At 44.1% G+C, this 14,091-nt stretch carries 27 protein-coding genes; 5 read left to right on the forward strand and 22 right to left on the reverse strand.

Features of this window, described 5'->3' with window-relative positions; translation table 11 throughout:
* The first annotated feature begins 59 nt into the window (after positions 1–59).
* Both HWI92_RS01785 and HWI92_RS01790 read left to right on the forward strand, forming a co-directional pair.
* Positions 60–278, forward strand: coding sequence for a hypothetical protein (locus HWI92_RS01785; RefSeq protein ID WP_204660498.1), 219 nt, complete (start codon positions 60–62; stop codon positions 276–278).
* A gap of 1 nt (position 279) precedes the next feature.
* Complete coding sequence (locus tag HWI92_RS01790) at positions 280–750, forward strand: hypothetical protein (protein WP_204660499.1); 471 nt, start codon at positions 280–282, stop codon at positions 748–750.
* Here HWI92_RS01790 and HWI92_RS01795 read toward each other — a convergent pair whose 3' ends face one another.
* The 17 genes from HWI92_RS01795 to HWI92_RS01875 all read right to left on the reverse strand — a co-directional run bounded on the left by HWI92_RS01795 (position 751) and on the right by HWI92_RS01875 (position 7,863).
* The gene (locus tag HWI92_RS01795; protein ID WP_204660500.1) at positions 751–957 is read right to left on the reverse strand and encodes a hypothetical protein; all 207 of its coding nucleotides are present in this window, start codon (positions 955–957) and stop codon (positions 751–753) included.
* Entirely contained in the window at positions 954–1,211 is a 258-nt protein-coding gene (locus HWI92_RS01800; RefSeq protein WP_204660501.1) for a hypothetical protein, read from the reverse strand. Before HWI92_RS01800 ends, HWI92_RS01795 begins: the two co-directional genes overlap by 4 nt.
* A 12-nt stretch (positions 1,212–1,223) precedes the next feature.
* Positions 1,224–1,601, reverse strand: coding sequence for a hypothetical protein (locus HWI92_RS01805; protein WP_204660502.1), 378 nt, complete (start codon positions 1,599–1,601; stop codon positions 1,224–1,226).
* Positions 1,602–2,126: 525 nt separating this feature from the next.
* Complete coding sequence (locus HWI92_RS01810; protein ID WP_204660503.1) at positions 2,127–2,486, reverse strand: hypothetical protein; 360 nt, start codon at positions 2,484–2,486, stop codon at positions 2,127–2,129.
* A gap of 12 nt (positions 2,487–2,498) precedes the next feature.
* Positions 2,499–2,702 (reverse strand): hypothetical protein, encoded by a 204-nt coding sequence (locus HWI92_RS01815; protein ID WP_204660504.1) that lies wholly within the window; start codon positions 2,700–2,702, stop codon positions 2,499–2,501.
* A gap of 54 nt (positions 2,703–2,756) precedes the next feature.
* A complete protein-coding gene (locus tag HWI92_RS01820; RefSeq protein WP_204660505.1) occupies positions 2,757–2,969 on the reverse strand; it encodes a hypothetical protein in 213 nt (70 codons plus the stop codon).
* A 151-nt stretch (positions 2,970–3,120) separates the two neighbouring features.
* A complete protein-coding gene (locus HWI92_RS01825) occupies positions 3,121–3,921 on the reverse strand; it encodes a hypothetical protein (RefSeq protein ID WP_204660506.1) in 801 nt (266 codons plus the stop codon).
* A 96-nt stretch (positions 3,922–4,017) separates the two neighbouring features.
* The gene (locus HWI92_RS01830) at positions 4,018–4,734 is read right to left on the reverse strand and encodes a hypothetical protein (protein WP_204660507.1); all 717 of its coding nucleotides are present in this window, start codon (positions 4,732–4,734) and stop codon (positions 4,018–4,020) included.
* Entirely contained in the window at positions 4,731–5,165 is a 435-nt protein-coding gene (locus HWI92_RS01835; RefSeq protein ID WP_204660508.1) for a YopX family phage-derived protein, read from the reverse strand. The genes HWI92_RS01830 and HWI92_RS01835 overlap by 4 nt, the downstream gene beginning before the upstream one ends.
* Positions 5,143–6,066, reverse strand: coding sequence for a hypothetical protein (locus tag HWI92_RS01840; protein ID WP_204660509.1), 924 nt, complete (start codon positions 6,064–6,066; stop codon positions 5,143–5,145). The genes HWI92_RS01835 and HWI92_RS01840 overlap by 23 nt, the downstream gene beginning before the upstream one ends.
* A gap of 12 nt (positions 6,067–6,078) precedes the next feature.
* Positions 6,079–6,276 carry a DUF551 domain-containing protein gene (locus HWI92_RS25525; protein ID WP_204660510.1) on the reverse strand — a complete coding sequence of 66 codons (198 nt, stop codon included), beginning with the start codon at positions 6,274–6,276 and terminating at the stop codon, positions 6,079–6,081.
* A gap of 20 nt (positions 6,277–6,296) precedes the next feature.
* Positions 6,297–6,458 carry a hypothetical protein gene (locus tag HWI92_RS01850; protein WP_204660511.1) on the reverse strand — a complete coding sequence of 54 codons (162 nt, stop codon included), beginning with the start codon at positions 6,456–6,458 and terminating at the stop codon, positions 6,297–6,299.
* Positions 6,455–6,616, reverse strand: a complete 162-nt coding sequence (locus tag HWI92_RS01855) for a hypothetical protein (protein ID WP_204660512.1) — start codon at positions 6,614–6,616, stop codon at positions 6,455–6,457. Before HWI92_RS01855 ends, HWI92_RS01850 begins: the two co-directional genes overlap by 4 nt.
* Positions 6,613–6,942, reverse strand: coding sequence for a hypothetical protein (locus HWI92_RS01860; RefSeq protein WP_204660513.1), 330 nt, complete (start codon positions 6,940–6,942; stop codon positions 6,613–6,615). The genes HWI92_RS01855 and HWI92_RS01860 overlap by 4 nt, the downstream gene beginning before the upstream one ends.
* Positions 6,943–7,050: 108 nt before the next feature.
* Positions 7,051–7,260: a hypothetical protein gene (locus tag HWI92_RS01865; RefSeq protein WP_204660514.1), complete on the reverse strand. Its 210-nt coding sequence runs from the start codon at positions 7,258–7,260 to the stop codon at positions 7,051–7,053.
* Between the two features lies 1 nt (position 7,261).
* Positions 7,262–7,552 (reverse strand): hypothetical protein, encoded by a 291-nt coding sequence (locus HWI92_RS01870; protein WP_204660515.1) that lies wholly within the window; start codon positions 7,550–7,552, stop codon positions 7,262–7,264.
* 11 nt (positions 7,553–7,563) lie between these two features.
* Positions 7,564–7,863, reverse strand: coding sequence for a hypothetical protein (locus HWI92_RS01875; RefSeq protein ID WP_204660516.1), 300 nt, complete (start codon positions 7,861–7,863; stop codon positions 7,564–7,566).
* A 285-nt stretch (positions 7,864–8,148) separates the two neighbouring features.
* On the opposite strand from HWI92_RS01875, the gene HWI92_RS01880 reads away from it, so the two are divergent.
* Entirely contained in the window at positions 8,149–8,643 is a 495-nt protein-coding gene (locus HWI92_RS01880; RefSeq protein ID WP_204660517.1) for a hypothetical protein, read from the forward strand.
* Between the two features lie 115 nt (positions 8,644–8,758).
* Here HWI92_RS01880 and HWI92_RS01885 read toward each other — a convergent pair whose 3' ends face one another.
* On the reverse strand, positions 8,759–9,307 hold the full coding sequence (locus tag HWI92_RS01885; protein WP_204660518.1) for a hypothetical protein: 549 nt from the start codon (positions 9,305–9,307) through the stop codon (positions 8,759–8,761).
* A gap of 168 nt (positions 9,308–9,475) precedes the next feature.
* On the opposite strand from HWI92_RS01885, the gene HWI92_RS01890 reads away from it, so the two are divergent.
* Both HWI92_RS01890 and HWI92_RS01895 read left to right on the forward strand, forming a co-directional pair.
* Positions 9,476–11,353, forward strand: a complete 1,878-nt coding sequence (locus HWI92_RS01890) for a T9SS type A sorting domain-containing protein (RefSeq protein ID WP_204660519.1) — start codon at positions 9,476–9,478, stop codon at positions 11,351–11,353.
* 23 nt (positions 11,354–11,376) lie between these two features.
* The gene (locus HWI92_RS01895) at positions 11,377–11,943 is read left to right on the forward strand and encodes a hypothetical protein (protein WP_204660520.1); all 567 of its coding nucleotides are present in this window, start codon (positions 11,377–11,379) and stop codon (positions 11,941–11,943) included.
* A 278-nt stretch (positions 11,944–12,221) separates the two neighbouring features.
* Here the strand turns inward: HWI92_RS01895 and HWI92_RS01900 are convergent, their stop codons facing one another.
* The 4 genes from HWI92_RS01900 to HWI92_RS01915 all read right to left on the reverse strand — a co-directional run bounded on the left by HWI92_RS01900 (position 12,222) and on the right by HWI92_RS01915 (position 14,089).
* Complete coding sequence (locus HWI92_RS01900; RefSeq protein WP_204660521.1) at positions 12,222–12,587, reverse strand: hypothetical protein; 366 nt, start codon at positions 12,585–12,587, stop codon at positions 12,222–12,224.
* Between the two features lie 413 nt (positions 12,588–13,000).
* Entirely contained in the window at positions 13,001–13,288 is a 288-nt protein-coding gene (locus HWI92_RS01905) for a DUF7352 domain-containing protein (RefSeq protein WP_204660522.1), read from the reverse strand.
* 16 nt (positions 13,289–13,304) lie between these two features.
* Entirely contained in the window at positions 13,305–13,706 is a 402-nt protein-coding gene (locus HWI92_RS01910; RefSeq protein WP_204660523.1) for a hypothetical protein, read from the reverse strand.
* A complete protein-coding gene (locus tag HWI92_RS01915; protein WP_204660524.1) occupies positions 13,703–14,089 on the reverse strand; it encodes a RusA family crossover junction endodeoxyribonuclease in 387 nt (128 codons plus the stop codon). Before HWI92_RS01915 ends, HWI92_RS01910 begins: the two co-directional genes overlap by 4 nt.
* Between the last annotated feature and the right edge of the window lie 2 nt (positions 14,090–14,091).

The raw sequence follows: 14,091 nt of genomic DNA on the forward strand, positions 1-14,091 counted from the left end.
TTTAAAGTATCATGGCAATTTATGGATATACTTTCCTACGAGAGATAAAAGACTTCCATTTGGATCATTACGTCCCCCACATGGGATGGATTGCGGGAAGCATAAGTACGATCAAGATCTACTCCAAGTATCGGGGTGTGTTCTACTATCTGCACGACGAGGTCCATGACAAGCTGTTTGAGTTTGCCACCAAAGTAGGAGGCCGCATCAACAGCAAAGAAGACTACAATGCCGTCATCCGGGCATATCTGGCCACCTACCCCGAAAACGCGCTGTGATATGGACTGGCTCAAAGAAGGCGACATCGTTTTTCTGGAAAAAGGAATGGATGTGTATGCGCAAATCCCTCTCTACTTCTTCCGTAATCAGCACCCGTACAGCAAAGAGGTCAGTGTAGGACAGGCGACGGTCGGAGTTAAGCGAAGCCGCCTGTCCTCAGAAAGCGCCCTTCGGGATGAGATAGCAGACATGATCAAGTTCATTTTTGCCTATCGTAAGATGCCGCTGGATACCAAGATTCTCAACCGGTTTTTGCTTCATCAGTTACCACCTGCCCAGGATAACGAGTTTGTTATTAACCGGGGCGAATACGAGGTAATCAAAGTTTCTTTCGGTCCTGGGGAAAGGCGGGTGTACTGCCGGTGTTTGGCTGAACCTAAAACGATCGTTTACTTCTTTCAGCAGCACAACAACTTTCCGAAGTATCCGAATATGGTTGCTATTCGGCGGGTGGAGGAAAATCCGAAGTAACTACTTCAACTCCGGCAATGGATGGTTGTCAATCGTTTTCAGGTCTATTCTGTCCACCATTTGCTTTCTCAGGGCAGCGCGGTCTGCTTTGATGGCTTGTTCAGCGTAAGAATGAAACTCCGTTAGCAGATCATCCTGCTGCTCTTCTGTCATTCCTTCCCATTCAGGAATGTGGTATTCAAGTATGTCAATGGCTTTCTTTTTCATGGTAGGTCAATTGGTAAGTTCTTAACACTTTCAATTCCATAGTCTTCTGCAATCTGCTTCCGATCAGCCTTAACCGCCTGCTCTGCGTAGGCTTTCTTTACTGAGTCGGCGTATCGCTCACAAACCCTTCTGTATGCGATTTCGGCATCTTTTCCCTTAATCGCTTTCCAAAACTGTTGTGCGGGCCAACCAGTATTAAATCCATGCTCTTTGGCTATTTCATCGCAGCATTGTTCAAAAGTTTTTGCTTCCATGTTCAGTGTTGCTTAATACAATGGATATTCTATTTTCTCAACCTTTCTCCAATGCGAATACCGATCCAGAATATATTGCTTTCGGCTATCTATGAATGTCAATTCCTCCCAATACCTGCGTTCAAAATATTCATTCAAAAGAGCATATATTTTCGCTCCATTTTCTGGGTGTCGCTGATTAAACCTAACCCATCCGTTATTTTCATCAACTCCGGCGAGGCATTCCGGCCTCCAATGACTGGACGCTAACCATTCCACCTTTCCTTCGTATTCGGCCATGTCAGGCGTTAAATCATCCTCGTGTACCCACGATCCGTATTGTAGGAAATCTTTTACCGCTTCATAAGATGCTCCGTAAGCACTTTTTATGTATTCTTCTTTTTCTTCCATTTCTTTCTTCGTTAATCCCGGAGTGACCGAGGGTGGTTAAAAATCATCTTCATCCAAAACGCTATCATTCTCAGTCAGGCAATCATAACACGTAAAATCATCACTGGTAATAATCTCCGGCTTTCTTAATAGCGTTGAAATATTAATCTCCGTTAATGTATCAGAAACTTTTCTCTGATATTCTGGACTATCATAAGCCACTGGGAGCCACGTTCCATCCGTATGCTTAAATGTGCCATTGCATCTGTGGCAAATGAAATCTACATCATCTAGTTCGCAGTGCATCTCTATTCCTGTTTTGTGGTTTGGACTGTTACTTCGCGAACGAGGTCTAATGGGTGCTTTTTATGTCCTAGCATTCCATTGCCTCTGTACATCATCAGATCATCCCCTCCAAATGGGGCTGACGGATATCGGTAAGATTCAAAAGTGATTTTAACATGTAATGGATAGCGCCGCTCCTTGGACTTTAATGGGTCTCTCCTTTCGTAAATTCTCCCCACCTCCAATTGCATCTTCTCCATCTTATTTCACCCGTTTAACTTGTCCCTGATAAGTATACTTGACCTGTGTTTTCTCTGCCAGCTTGTAGGAGACATAAGTATCCGGGCCTTTTGCGTAGGTTTTAAGCGACACCAGATAAATTCCTGAGGCAACGATCATGTTGACCTCGGAGCCTTTTTCTGTGTTCAAAAAAGCGAACTGCTTGCCCTCGTGGTTGACCAGTACAGAGGCGAATCCGTCATCGTTGGTCATTTCAAAAACAATGGCTGGTTTGTCCGGGATCACGAATGTGCCTTGAAGTGCTGCTCCTTGTGGCTCTGGATCCTGTTTCTTGTCGCAGCAGACCAAGAGCAGGAATGATAGGAATAATAGGTGTTTCATTGGGGTAGGTGGTTAATTGGTGTCTATCAATTCTGCTGGCATTCCGTGTTCATCGACAAAGTCAACTCGTAATTTTTTTAGGACCTTTATTGTCCCTAATGAAGGGACGATTAATTGCAGAAGTTTGTGCTGCTCTTCATTTAGAGCTACGGCATATGAAGCGCCATCGATACGGTACACTAAGCCAACTTCTCCGTCTTTTGCCAATCTAGCCATGTCTTAAATGGTTTAAAATCCTCTTATAATTACACTCACGCACGTTACTACACGTCAGTACTTGATCTGATTGACAATGGCATCCGGGTACTTCTTTCGAAGTGCTGCAATCGGCTTGCTGCTGTAAAGCTCAAAGGGCTTTTCTCCTTTCGGGTTGATGCTGAACTTGGTCTTTCCTTGCCAGGATGCGCTGATCTGGCCGTCATAGGGCGCAGTGGTCAGCAAGTCGGCTTTGGCTTCTTTGGATCTTTGGGTTGCTTTTTTCATGATTGAGTATTGCTTAGAAGGTCCTTAACTTTCCCGGACACCATGCATACAAGAATTAATGGACTGGTGATTGCCAGTGCCACAATGGTTGCTGTTATCAGCAATGCGGCGAAGATTAGTTTTGTGAGGATGATCATGGGTTCTAATTAATTTAGTCAAAAGCACAATGTTCGCATTCAATAGCTTCCCATTCTTCACGGCCAAAAGTGGTATAGAAGTCGTCTGCATTGCGGCCCCAATGCCGTTTTAATCGGTCGCTCAACTCCACGGCCTTAGCCATCTTTTCTGGGAAGTGTTTGCCAACTGCTTTGAAGTCGGCCAATTCCATATTCTTGCAGGGAAGGCAGTTGTTGTGTTTGAAAACGCGGTTCCCTTTCGCATCGCGGATGTCATATATCGCGGGATACCATCCGATCAATTCCCGGCAAATATCAAAGCACCATTCATTGTCATGGGAACTGATTGGAAAGCGAACGCGCACACCATCGGCCACAACATGATTCAAATCACTGTTAGTGCGCTTTGCCATACGCGAGGCTCGACGAATAGCTTCACCTTTCACGTAGCCCACAACATTTTCGGTAATGCCATGTTCAGCCATGTATGTAAACATTGGCTCCAATTTAAGCACGCGTGTACATGGCGATTTTGTTGGGTGCGGAATCATCTTTTGGCTTTCAAAATACTCAATCACCGATCCGCGCACCATCCTGAATTGCACCGAGGGGAATACGCGCCGGGCAAACCTAACACCGTCAGCGACAAATCGGAATGTGTCATCACTGTGCTCGGCAAGATGGGCATAAAAAAGGTGTAAGGTTTTTGGGTAATATTTTGGGTCGCACTTACTAAGCCAGCATAGAACGGCCATTGAATTAATACCACCTGATAGCCCCAAAAGCACTTCTTGTTCGCTATAATCGATGTATTCTGGAAACATGTCTAACTGCATAGCCCTGTTTGATTAATTAATCGTTTGATTGTCCCCCCGCAAAGCGGAACCATAAGTATGTCTGGCGGCATGTTTCCTAAACCCTAACAGTAATTACTATGCTGGTACCGCCACTCCCGGAAGGGATAGCGTTTTATAGTGTTCTCTGGCGGCCTCGATCTTCTTGATCAGCGAGTCAATCTTTTCCTGATCGTAGGCGAATTCAAAAACCTTAATGCGGTTTGCTGCCGGTATGCTGTTGATGACGTTGTTATTGTGGTCGATTTGCGCGCACATCTGAATGTAATGCGGGTTTGACTCGTCACAGTTGAACTTGTAGTAGATTTTCTTCTTCGTCTCAACCAGGATCTCCTCAGGAGTCGGAACCAAGCAGTAGATCAACCGGTAGTTCTTTTTGCCTGTCAGCCACATGTAGCCTTGTCCTTGCCAGAAGTAGTTCTTGATCAGCTCAGCCTCGGTGAATGTGCGCAGGTTCCAGGAGGATTTCACGTCTTCGATTACGTCCTCTTTTTTCAGGATGATGTCCGGCGTTCCTGCAATGAATTCGTTTTTGAGTTTAAGCGTGTTCTTGGCCCTGAATTCGCCTTTCAAGACACTTTGAACCAATCCCAGACTGTCCTGCTCACAAAGGTGACCTTTCATCATTTCGTCGGTCAAAACTTCCTCCTTGTAGCCGAACTCTTTTTCAAGCCAAACTTGGCGGATGTACGTTTTTGCGGTTTCTCCGAGTTCTTCGCCCTTTTTTTTAGCCTCGGTCACGAGGTCGCCCAACCTGCTGCATCGGAACAAGATATTATCTGTTGGATTGTTCATGACAGCAAATCAGGATTATCGTGGATGTTGCCAATAATCTCAATCGTGTCGTAACGATCTGACAAAGAGTAGCACACCTTCTTTTTTGTTACTAACTCAAAGGCGCCATATTCAAACTGGATTGATCCCTTCACATCAAGCTCCCTTTTGCCGTCATGTTCCTCTCCACCCAACATGCGACAGATGTCGCCTTCATAAATCTCAATCCCATTTTTGTCTCCTAAACCAGAGAATTGACCAACTGTTTTGGCGTGAACCGAGTGATAGTCTTTTATCTTAAATTCTGTATTGTCCATCCACTCAACCAGCCCAATGATCAGCATACAATCTTTCTCACGAATAATATGACCGACATGCCAAGTACCGTCTGCATTGCTTTTTCCTCTGAATTTTATCTCTCTCATGGCTTTACTTTCTTGCTTTGAGCTCATCGTGTTTCTCGGTGTAAAGGTCAAGTAATCCGTACTCGGCAACATGCTCGTAGACTTCTTCAAGCTGCTCTACGCTGGTGGCTTTGGTGATGTGCTCGGTAACGCGATTAGTTTGCTTTTGCTTTTCAGTGGCGGCAATGTCTACGCTTCTTTCAGGAAAGAAAATCTGATCCACTGTTGAATCTCCATCTTTAATAGACTGGCCGTAGCCAATCAAAATCTTGATTTCTTCCCCTTTGATTTGGGTTACCTGACGTAAACCCAGTGACCTGAGAATGTCAGCCTCAGTGATACCGTAAGCCTCTGTCATGCGGTCAAGAACATCCTTCCGTTTCTTATTCAGCTTGTTTTCATCGGAAATGTCGCCGACAATGAACTGCTGAGCAGCTTCGTACCCTCCTTGCCACAATGGTTTCGGAACAACTGAAAAGATGGCGTTACGGCGGGCAATAGAGCATCCTGCGTTAGCTGTAAGAATGATCATATCCTCGCTGAACCTTCTGCCGCTTTTGCCTGTAATTTTTCGGATAACCTCCTGACGTACGGCGTAGTTTGTTTCCAAATCCCATGCGGTAGCCTGACAGGTTACAGTCTTCTCGCCGACCTCTACTACCTTCGTTTCTACCCTGATGTTCCCATATGCCTGGGCCACGATATTGGCAAGGTGAACAGATGGACCAGTCACGTTTTTTCCGTCGCGTGGCACTGCATATCCGCAGGAAGTGGCGGTATCTTTATCCATTACCACAAGCGCGTTAATGCTTGATTTTGCCTTTGAGAGACTGCGCGGGAACTGTCTGGCCGTCGCTACCTGGCTGTTTACAGATGCAGCGTCTTGCGCTTGTATTACTGATACAGACATTACTTCTGCCTGCATTTCTTCTGTGTCGTTGCTGAACATAGCTGGTTTGATTTAGGGGGATTGTTTTTCTTGCGGTGGTTCTGGTAGGGGCATCCAGTGAGTTGGTCTCCATGTGTGCAGTACTCCAAATTCATTCACCCATCGGGTTTCTTTGGAATTATCAAAAAGGCGTGTTCTTAAAACATAATCCGACGTGCCTGTTAGCACCCATGTATTTTTTGGGACCGAGTCAATCGTTTTCCATTCCATATTTTACCTCACGTTTATGTTTATACGTTGACTATTTCGAGTACCGCGGATATCACTTCTTCTATCCTGTAATTGCCAAAACCCGCAGTGACAAACAGGCTGACCACAAAGACAGCGGTCAAAATCAACAGTAGCTGCACGATCCACCACAGGTGCAGCAAGACCAGGCTTAGCTTTTTCATCCACGGTTTGCTTTACGAATTGAATGGACCAGAAGAATAAAGAATGCAGTTATTCCAAGTGCTGACCATTGCGAAAACGTCAGGCTTAGCAGCGAATCAATCAGAGAGTCAGCCATCGAGGCTACTGAGAGCAGCAGGAAGGTTGCCAGGTTTTTCATTGTGGCAGGGCGGTTTGTTGATTATGCCATTGGATGAAAGCCACTACTGCTTGCCAAGTGGCGGTGATTTTTGAATTGCTTTCACGCGAGCACTGGATATTTTCACGTCCCATACGATAATTATAAACCGTGCAGCAAGAGTCCTGTATTTTGACAGAAAATTGCTCTTTGTCGTAGGATTGCTGTTCAATCTTTTCAACTACCGGCATGAGCCACTTCCAGGAATCATGGTATAAACTAAATGTTTGAGGTCTTTCAATTAAACCATTTGCGTGAACGTGTCCCACAAACTCTGCAATCAGCTTGTTACCCTCAATGATTTCCATAAATGTTTGGCGATTAAGCCTTACGGCACGTTTGAACAAACTTTGCAAGGCCACAAGCGGCTGATGTAACTACCATGACTACAAGGAAGTAGCATGGATCAAGAATGATTAGCATACTGGTTCAAGAAACTTGAATAGCTCAATGGAGCTGGTTTCGTGCACTTCGTCGCAGGTTCTGCGGGCATGTTCAAGGTCTGAAATCGCACCGTCAAGCGTCTTCAAGTCAACTGCCTGAGTTTTCCCGTGGTAGTAGTTCAGAATCTCCTTTGCAGCTAAAACCAAGTCCGGGTATTTGCTGATGTCGAATGTTACTTGCATGTCAGTATCCGGCTTTGATAAGATCATCCAATAATTGCGAAAAGCGAAGCTGAGGGGATTTTTGAGGATACGAAGAATAACAGTTGCCCTCTAAAACATCAGACAATGTGCTTCGGTCCTTTATGACGTGCTCTATATTTAGACTGTCCGTTGCAGCGCGCAGGTACCCATAGACAAAATTGCACTGCGACAAATCAGGATACATTGTTATGAATAACGAAGTCAATTGGCGAGGATCTAATAATGCTAATAGCCTTTTAGCCTCTTGCGCGATTGTTTCTTTCTGTTCCATGACGTCAGCTATTAACAAGTAAGACGATCCATTGCATATCCCTGCGTAACCGAGTCGTGCTCATATCCAAGACGTTCACGTTCCAGCATATCACCTTGCATGTCGTAGTACTTGTCCAATTCGCGTTTCAGCATTTCAAACACGTAATCAACGGTGTCTCCAAGCTGCACATCGTAAAGCGCGATCACTTTCCCTTTGTCTTGGCCGTTCTCGGTAATGAACACCCGGTTGTTGATGTTCCAGGCCATCGTTAGATACCGATCGCAGGATAGCTCAATGGCGATCTCCTCGGTAAGCTCAGCAAGGCTCAATGCTTGCTCTTGTGAAAGTTGTTTTACCTTTGTCATAGTTTTAGATGTTATGGACACTCGGTTGGCTCTTGCTGGCCGGGTGTTTTTGGTTTAGCAGCAGTTCGTTTCGCAAACGGCATGTACAAATATAACAGATGTTGAAACAATACACAAATAATGTTGAATAAAATTTCAACAAGAGTTATGTTATTTGTGTATGTTGTTGATTCTCAGATTAGTTATTTTCCGGTAAATTGATTATTCGGCAATCTGACTAGGTTTGATAAGTTATAATCGACCATTTACATGACTAGGCTTTTACTCCTAATTACGATTTTAATTTCCTTTGCCTCTTGTTCTCCTGTGCTGCTGCACTCTAAGCCAGAGCTGGCTAAAATACCCTACGGATCAACCAAAATAATTGCCTCTTCAAGTAAGACCCCGGATGAGGCTTTATCAATCGTGTCTAAGGCTTTTGCAAAAGAAGGATGCCCTGTTCGGACCGAAAAGGAGGCTATGCAGGTGATCTGCGAAGGCAAGTCAATTGAGGGAGGAGGAATGCTTAAGGCCCTTGCCTACATTGAACCTCGCGGAGATAGCACTAGGATAACCTTCTCTGGTGAATGGGGTCTGGACGCTACGGGACAGGCGGGTATGTCAGCTTTTGGCGCTCATGGGCTTTCCGGCACTAACAAGTTGAAATGGGAGGGTGTTGCTGCTACAAAACCATGTGTAGCCTTCCAACATCTGCTTTCATTTAGTAAAGAGGTCTCAGAGTCCCCTGTAAAATTTAAAAAATAATAAACCCCTTAACGCTATGTCAAATCAAAAAAATGATTCAAACAACGAGTCAGGATCAAATCAAGGTAGTAAGCAGTCTTCTGATAAAAGTAATGGGAATAAATCAAAAGATATTTCAACAAGCATCCCAAGAGGCAATCAAGATCCCAATAAGAATAAACGCGGTTAAGATGGTTCCATATAGCAGCACTTGGTACGCCTTCCTGAAGTAGGAGGTGCGTGCCAGATTTGATATTTCTGTGTTTACAATTGCTTGGTGTAAGCTATGTATTCTATTCCTCTGAAACTGATTTTTAGCATCTAGTTCATTATCGTCTGCAAGATATTCGTCTAGCGAATCAAAAGGCTTGCCTCCGACTAGACTAACACTATATAAATTTAGTGTTGTTACAAAGTATCCACAGGAAGCTAACAATACAATTCCCATTATCGCTGATATCATAGGGAGTACTCGATAGCCATTTTTTAAGAATTCTGATATCGAATACCCTGCTAATGCGATTATTAGTGGAAGTAGTATTTGAATCATACCGACTGACTTTGAATTTATCTGCTGCTCGCTCTGATGAAAATTAACAAGCAATTTTTCGGCGTCTTCTGCAACCTCTTTTAAAACACTCGTGTGAGTTCTCGCTAGCAAATCCTCCTGTTCGCTCGTTAGCATATCGTTGATTTTTACTTGACTGTGATAGCTAAAAATACAAATTAATGGCAAGGATATCAATCTAAATGTTGCCGTTTAATCAAGTCAAAAAAAAATTTGAAAGATTTCCAGTATCTGTGATCCAAGGGTGTCTATATAACAATACAACTCAACCAAACACCACCCTTTATGAGAAGACAGCTACTTCAATTAGGCGCGATATGCCTTTTTGCGCTTCACTTAAATACCGCCTTTGCCCAAAAGCCTACTGTTAAGTGGGATAAAACATTTGCAATAGGTTCACTGACCAAAACAATCCCTGCTAAGGATGGCGGCTACCTACTTGCGGGCCGCTCATCAGCGAATGCCGGATTCGATAAAACAGAGAACAGCAAAGGTGGGATCGACTATTGGGTCATCAAAATAGACAAGGACGGAAACAAACAATGGGACAAAACCTTTGGAGGTTCAGGCAATGATGAGCTTACAGTAGCAGCAGCAACTTCTGACGGAGGCTTTATCCTGGCGGGATCGTCACAATCTGGGTCAGGAGGAGACAAAACGGAACCCGCTAAGCCTGGAAATCCTGTTCCGCAGGATATCTGGATTGTTAAAATTAATTCGGAGGGACAAAAAGAGTGGGACCGAACCATTGGTACGAGCAACGCAGATGGGATTATTGGCATTCATGAAGCCGTTGGTGGCGGATACTTGCTTGTTGCGCCCACATCAGGACCTCCAAGTGGAGACAAGACCGCAAGTTCAGTAGGTGGTGACAACTTTGTAGAGGAGTGGATAGTAAAGCTTTCCCCTAATGGATTAAAGTTGTGGGATAAAATAGTTGGTTCTGGCGGCTTATGTAGGCCAGTCAGCTCTCAAATACTTTCTGATGGGGGACTTTTAATTGGCAATGTGGCAACCTACGAAGGCCATGATGACAAGTTTAACATGATGCGGGTTGATTCCGAAGGAAATATGATGTGGTACCGCCAGTTGGGTGGCGAGCTTCTTTCTGAATGCATTGACATAAAACAATCTGTTGATGGTGGTTTTCTTTTAGGAGGTTACACTACGGGCGATGCAATTGGCGACCAATCGCAAACTGCGTCAGGAACGGACTATTGGGTTATTAAAACCGACTCTGCCTTGAACAAAATATGGGACAGAGTGCTGGGTAGCGTTGATACTGGAGACGACGAAAACCAGTACGGATACGATTATCTATACAGCATAACAGAAACCACAGATGGTGGGGTGATAGCCGCTGGACTATCCAATTCGGTTGAAGTAGGGAAAGACAAAACTGAGCCCGGACTTGGAGGAGGTGCTGATATGTGGGTAGTAAAGTTGGACGCTTCCGGAGCTACCAAATGGGATAAAACCATAGGCGGGACAAGTGGGGATGTGGCTTTTTCTGTTTTACCTGCTTCTGATGGGGGCTATATCCTGGCGGGTTATTCCGGATCTCCCAAGAACATATACAAGTCAGAAGATCCCAAAGGAGCTTATGACATCTGGGTTCTGAAAATTGAAGAAACGCAGCCACCCCTTCCAGTAACCCTAAAATCCTTCTCTGTAGCCAAAGAAAGTGAAACCGCAGCTCTTACCTGGGAAACAACTTCCGAAACCAACAGCGACCACTTCGAATTACAACACAGCCTGGATGGTAAAGACTGGACAGAGCTAACAAGCATTAACGCACAAGGGGAGAGTAAGAAAATGAGCTTCTATAACTATACACACACAGCCCCTGTGTTTGGATCAGATAACCTGTACCGGCTCAAAATGGTTGATGCGGACGGCACTTTTGCTTACAGCAAGATCCAGCATGTGAAGTTTGAGTCCGACTTTGAGGTGGTTGTTTATCCTAATCCGGCCAGTGATGTAATCATGGTGAAAGGCTTAAATCAGGCGGATATTACCTCTGTGCAATGGTTTAACAGCGGCGGTAGGGTGATTTCGAAAGTCAGATCAATGAATGTGCCAAAGATTTCGCCTGGCTTGTACACTGTTAAGATTCAGGCCCAAGGTGGTAGCCTCTTCACGTCAAAAGTGGTAGTTAAGTAATTTACCCTTCTCAAACAGAAATCATGGACGTAATTTCAACCTTTTTTTATAACTATATCTGGTGCCCTCCCTTTCTTGGGAGTTTAATTGCAAACCTCGCCACATCCTTCATCTTCTTGTTCGCGCTACTATTCTTATTTAGGCCAACGATTAGGATATCCCCCCATATAGCGACTATATCAAGAGAAGAAGCGAATGGCATACCAGGTGGTAGAATTTACGTGTTTAAGATTGTTAACAAATCATTTTTCAGGGCATTTGACTTAAAGCTTGAAGTAAGCCAAAAGATGTCAATACAGGCACCGGAAGGCAAGAAAAACAAAAGAACAATCCCTTTAAACTTAGTTAAAGCCAGCTATAACCATATACCGCCTTACTGGTATATAGGAGAGACCGATTATGCGATTCAGTTTATCACTACAGACGATGTTCGTAACATCTTATCGACAAATCAACATGCTCATATTGAGCTAATTGTAATTTGTAAACATGGACTAACTGGCCTTGGCAGTGTATTTGTAAAGAACTACTCTGTTCACGACATTCAAGAGGGAACTTTCAAGTCAGGAAATACATTTAAGATGGTGTAGAGCAATAGGTAAGTTAGATCGAATCTAATTAGGATAATTCAAATTCTATTCTCATTTTTACTTAATACCTTATCAATCAATCAACCGGACCGTATAATCATGAAAAACCACAAAGCTTTAAATTTCGACATAATTCTAGTGTAACGTACACTATATCAACCGAAAGGAGGCCTAAGTAAGGCCTCCTTTTTTATTGTTACATAAATAAAAATGAACCGCTCAATGGGTGTTTTGGCCAATTGAAATCTACAATTAAAATTAACAAATCTTAGTTTGTTTTACGGTATCACCCCGTCCGCATCCGGCACTACAACCTCCAAACTCGCCGCATGCTCCCGCGCCAAGTCAATGTAATCTGAAATTTGCTGAGTTGTCATATCGCTAGTCGTGAGCCGGTAATCATCCTGGAACTTGACTAGCGGTATGAACTCATGCTTGTAGTACTCGTGCAGAAATACGGTACTGTGGCCAGTGTAGTCTGCGATGTATTGCAGAATCACCCAGTAATATTTGTTCTGCTGCAGGCTCCTTCCCTTTGATCGCTTCTTGATCTTAATGACGTGCTCCCCGCGCAAGCTTCGTAATGCGTCGTACAGTACTAGCTTGCTATCGGGGGCGTCAAAGTTGATTACAAGATCAGTCATCTAAGGTCAATGCTCATTTCCCTAATTTGACTCTTTCGAAGGGCTGGATCAGATAGCCCCTCGTGAATTACAATGGAGTGGACCGGGTTTGCGGCTATGATTCGCTCTCTGTCGTGTTTGATGGCGTGTTCCGCGTATCGCTTTGCGACGAGAGGAAGCATGTCGTAGCTATCGACACCTGCCCCATTAGTGCTCCTGACCATTGTTATCCAATTAACATACCCTTTCTCGATTGCCAATTCTTCTTGGCACTGTTCCCATGATTTCATTTTTCTTTCTGATTTGAGGATTTACTTAGCTCAATATAATTAGACATATTTGATATACCTAGACACAAAACATACGATGAATAATTTCCGAAAGATGCGCTCATCTTCTCATGGCGAATGGTGGGGATGGTCATAGATTTGACTTTAAACGTAGGTTTCAAACAGGTGCCCAACAAAACTTCCATTATGTAACTGAAAAGTGCCAATGAAATCGTAGTCGCCAATCCCTTCAAGTTTGGGTATTGGATTGCCGGTTCCAATAACGGCGAAGATCCTAGGCTCAATCTGTATATTATCTGTCTCTACCATCGCCCAAATAACCGGCAATCCTGTCTTTTGGTCAATTTGCAGCGACAGAATTTCTGAATCGATAGGCATCTCTATAATAAACTGATCTGTAACTTCGACTGGGTATTTATATATAGTTCTCATTGTATAAAAATTACGGTTACGACAATACAAACTCCAAACTTCCTGCAGGATCAAGCCTGAGCGGCATTTCAAAGCGCTTGAACTGCTTCTGCATTTCCTGCCAGAATAGGGGCTGCTGCGCTTGGTGAACTTCTCCGAGTGCCAGCGAGATCATCAGCAGATTGTGCATCATGTTGGCAATGTCTTCCATTTGATCGGTGGCCCGAGAAACGTCGGCTCCTTCTACGTCGGCTGACCATACTTGTGTCTGTGCATGGTTTTCGAGCTCCTTTAAGAATTGATTGGCTACCAGCTTTAACTTCTGCTTGTAAATGGACGTCGCTTGCAGATCATCCAGGCACCGGATGAGGTAATGAACACTGGCGGACATGGTCAGCGCAAGTCCTTTTTCTTTGTCGTTTAGTTCTCTCTTATTCATTGCTTCATTGATGGGATGATTTGAAATTCGATTCTGGGGCGGTCTTTGTCCACGTATTTATTCAGGACTAGCTTGGTGCATTTGTTGTCGTTTTTGATGGCATTTACTGTCTGAAGGCAGTCAAGCAATGCCTTTGCAGAATTGTCAAGATCTGAGCGTTGATTGGGGTAAAAGACATCGGCATACAGCTCAAAATATTCGTCAATCATGGCATTACGGTACTGGTTGCATTGAATGAAAAAGTCTTTTTCGTACTTCAATAGCGCCGGCGTTTTGGCAAGCGTTGAATGAATCTTACCCATTTTCTTGCTGAACACGGAGACAATCCGGTAGCTATTTGACTTGCTGGGTGGGGTGCCTAAAATGGTCTGTCTTTCGGTCATGG

It is taken from the genome of Dyadobacter sandarakinus (genome assembly GCF_016894445.1).
Classification (GTDB): Bacteria; Bacteroidota; Bacteroidia; order Cytophagales; family Spirosomataceae; genus Dyadobacter; species Dyadobacter sandarakinus.

Bases quoted from the DNA above. Each gene is read 5' to 3' on its own strand.
- HWI92_RS01890 (WP_204660519.1), top strand. From the start codon at position 9,476: ATGAGAAGACAGCTACTTCAATTAGGCGCGATATGCCTTTTTGCGCTT.
- HWI92_RS01910 (WP_204660523.1), bottom strand. From the start codon at position 13,706: ATGAATAAGAGAGAACTAAACGACAAAGAAAAAGGACTTGCGCTGACC.
- HWI92_RS01825 (WP_204660506.1), bottom strand. From the start codon at position 3,921: ATGCAGTTAGACATGTTTCCAGAATACATCGATTATAGCGAACAAGAA.
- HWI92_RS01870 (WP_204660515.1), bottom strand. From the start codon at position 7,552: ATGGAACAGAAAGAAACAATCGCGCAAGAGGCTAAAAGGCTATTAGCA.
- HWI92_RS01855 (WP_204660512.1), bottom strand. From the start codon at position 6,616: ATGAAAAACCTGGCAACCTTCCTGCTGCTCTCAGTAGCCTCGATGGCT.
- HWI92_RS01860 (WP_204660513.1), bottom strand. From the start codon at position 6,942: ATGGAAATCATTGAGGGTAACAAGCTGATTGCAGAGTTTGTGGGACAC.
- HWI92_RS01880 (WP_204660517.1), top strand. From the start codon at position 8,149: ATGACTAGGCTTTTACTCCTAATTACGATTTTAATTTCCTTTGCCTCT.
- HWI92_RS01830 (WP_204660507.1), bottom strand. From the start codon at position 4,734: ATGAACAATCCAACAGATAATATCTTGTTCCGATGCAGCAGGTTGGGC.
- HWI92_RS01915 (WP_204660524.1), bottom strand. From the start codon at position 14,089: ATGACCGAAAGACAGACCATTTTAGGCACCCCACCCAGCAAGTCAAAT.
- HWI92_RS01810 (WP_204660503.1), bottom strand. From the start codon at position 2,486: ATGAAACACCTATTATTCCTATCATTCCTGCTCTTGGTCTGCTGCGAC.
- HWI92_RS01905 (WP_204660522.1), bottom strand. From the start codon at position 13,288: ATGAGAACTATATATAAATACCCAGTCGAAGTTACAGATCAGTTTATT.
- HWI92_RS01820 (WP_204660505.1), bottom strand. From the start codon at position 2,969: ATGAAAAAAGCAACCCAAAGATCCAAAGAAGCCAAAGCCGACTTGCTG.
- HWI92_RS01795 (WP_204660500.1), bottom strand. From the start codon at position 957: ATGAAAAAGAAAGCCATTGACATACTTGAATACCACATTCCTGAATGG.
- HWI92_RS01850 (WP_204660511.1), bottom strand. From the start codon at position 6,458: ATGAAAAAGCTAAGCCTGGTCTTGCTGCACCTGTGGTGGATCGTGCAG.
- HWI92_RS01815 (WP_204660504.1), bottom strand. From the start codon at position 2,702: ATGGCTAGATTGGCAAAAGACGGAGAAGTTGGCTTAGTGTACCGTATC.
- HWI92_RS01895 (WP_204660520.1), top strand. From the start codon at position 11,377: ATGGACGTAATTTCAACCTTTTTTTATAACTATATCTGGTGCCCTCCC.
- HWI92_RS01900 (WP_204660521.1), bottom strand. From the start codon at position 12,587: ATGACTGATCTTGTAATCAACTTTGACGCCCCCGATAGCAAGCTAGTA.
- HWI92_RS01790 (WP_204660499.1), top strand. From the start codon at position 280: ATGGACTGGCTCAAAGAAGGCGACATCGTTTTTCTGGAAAAAGGAATG.
- HWI92_RS01865 (WP_204660514.1), bottom strand. From the start codon at position 7,260: ATGCAAGTAACATTCGACATCAGCAAATACCCGGACTTGGTTTTAGCT.
- HWI92_RS01885 (WP_204660518.1), bottom strand. From the start codon at position 9,307: ATGCTAACGAGCGAACAGGAGGATTTGCTAGCGAGAACTCACACGAGT.
- HWI92_RS01840 (WP_204660509.1), bottom strand. From the start codon at position 6,066: ATGTTCAGCAACGACACAGAAGAAATGCAGGCAGAAGTAATGTCTGTA.
- HWI92_RS25525 (WP_204660510.1), bottom strand. From the start codon at position 6,276: ATGGAATGGAAAACGATTGACTCGGTCCCAAAAAATACATGGGTGCTA.
- HWI92_RS01835 (WP_204660508.1), bottom strand. From the start codon at position 5,165: ATGAGCTCAAAGCAAGAAAGTAAAGCCATGAGAGAGATAAAATTCAGA.
- HWI92_RS01800 (WP_204660501.1), bottom strand. From the start codon at position 1,211: ATGGAAGCAAAAACTTTTGAACAATGCTGCGATGAAATAGCCAAAGAG.
- HWI92_RS01805 (WP_204660502.1), bottom strand. From the start codon at position 1,601: ATGGAAGAAAAAGAAGAATACATAAAAAGTGCTTACGGAGCATCTTAT.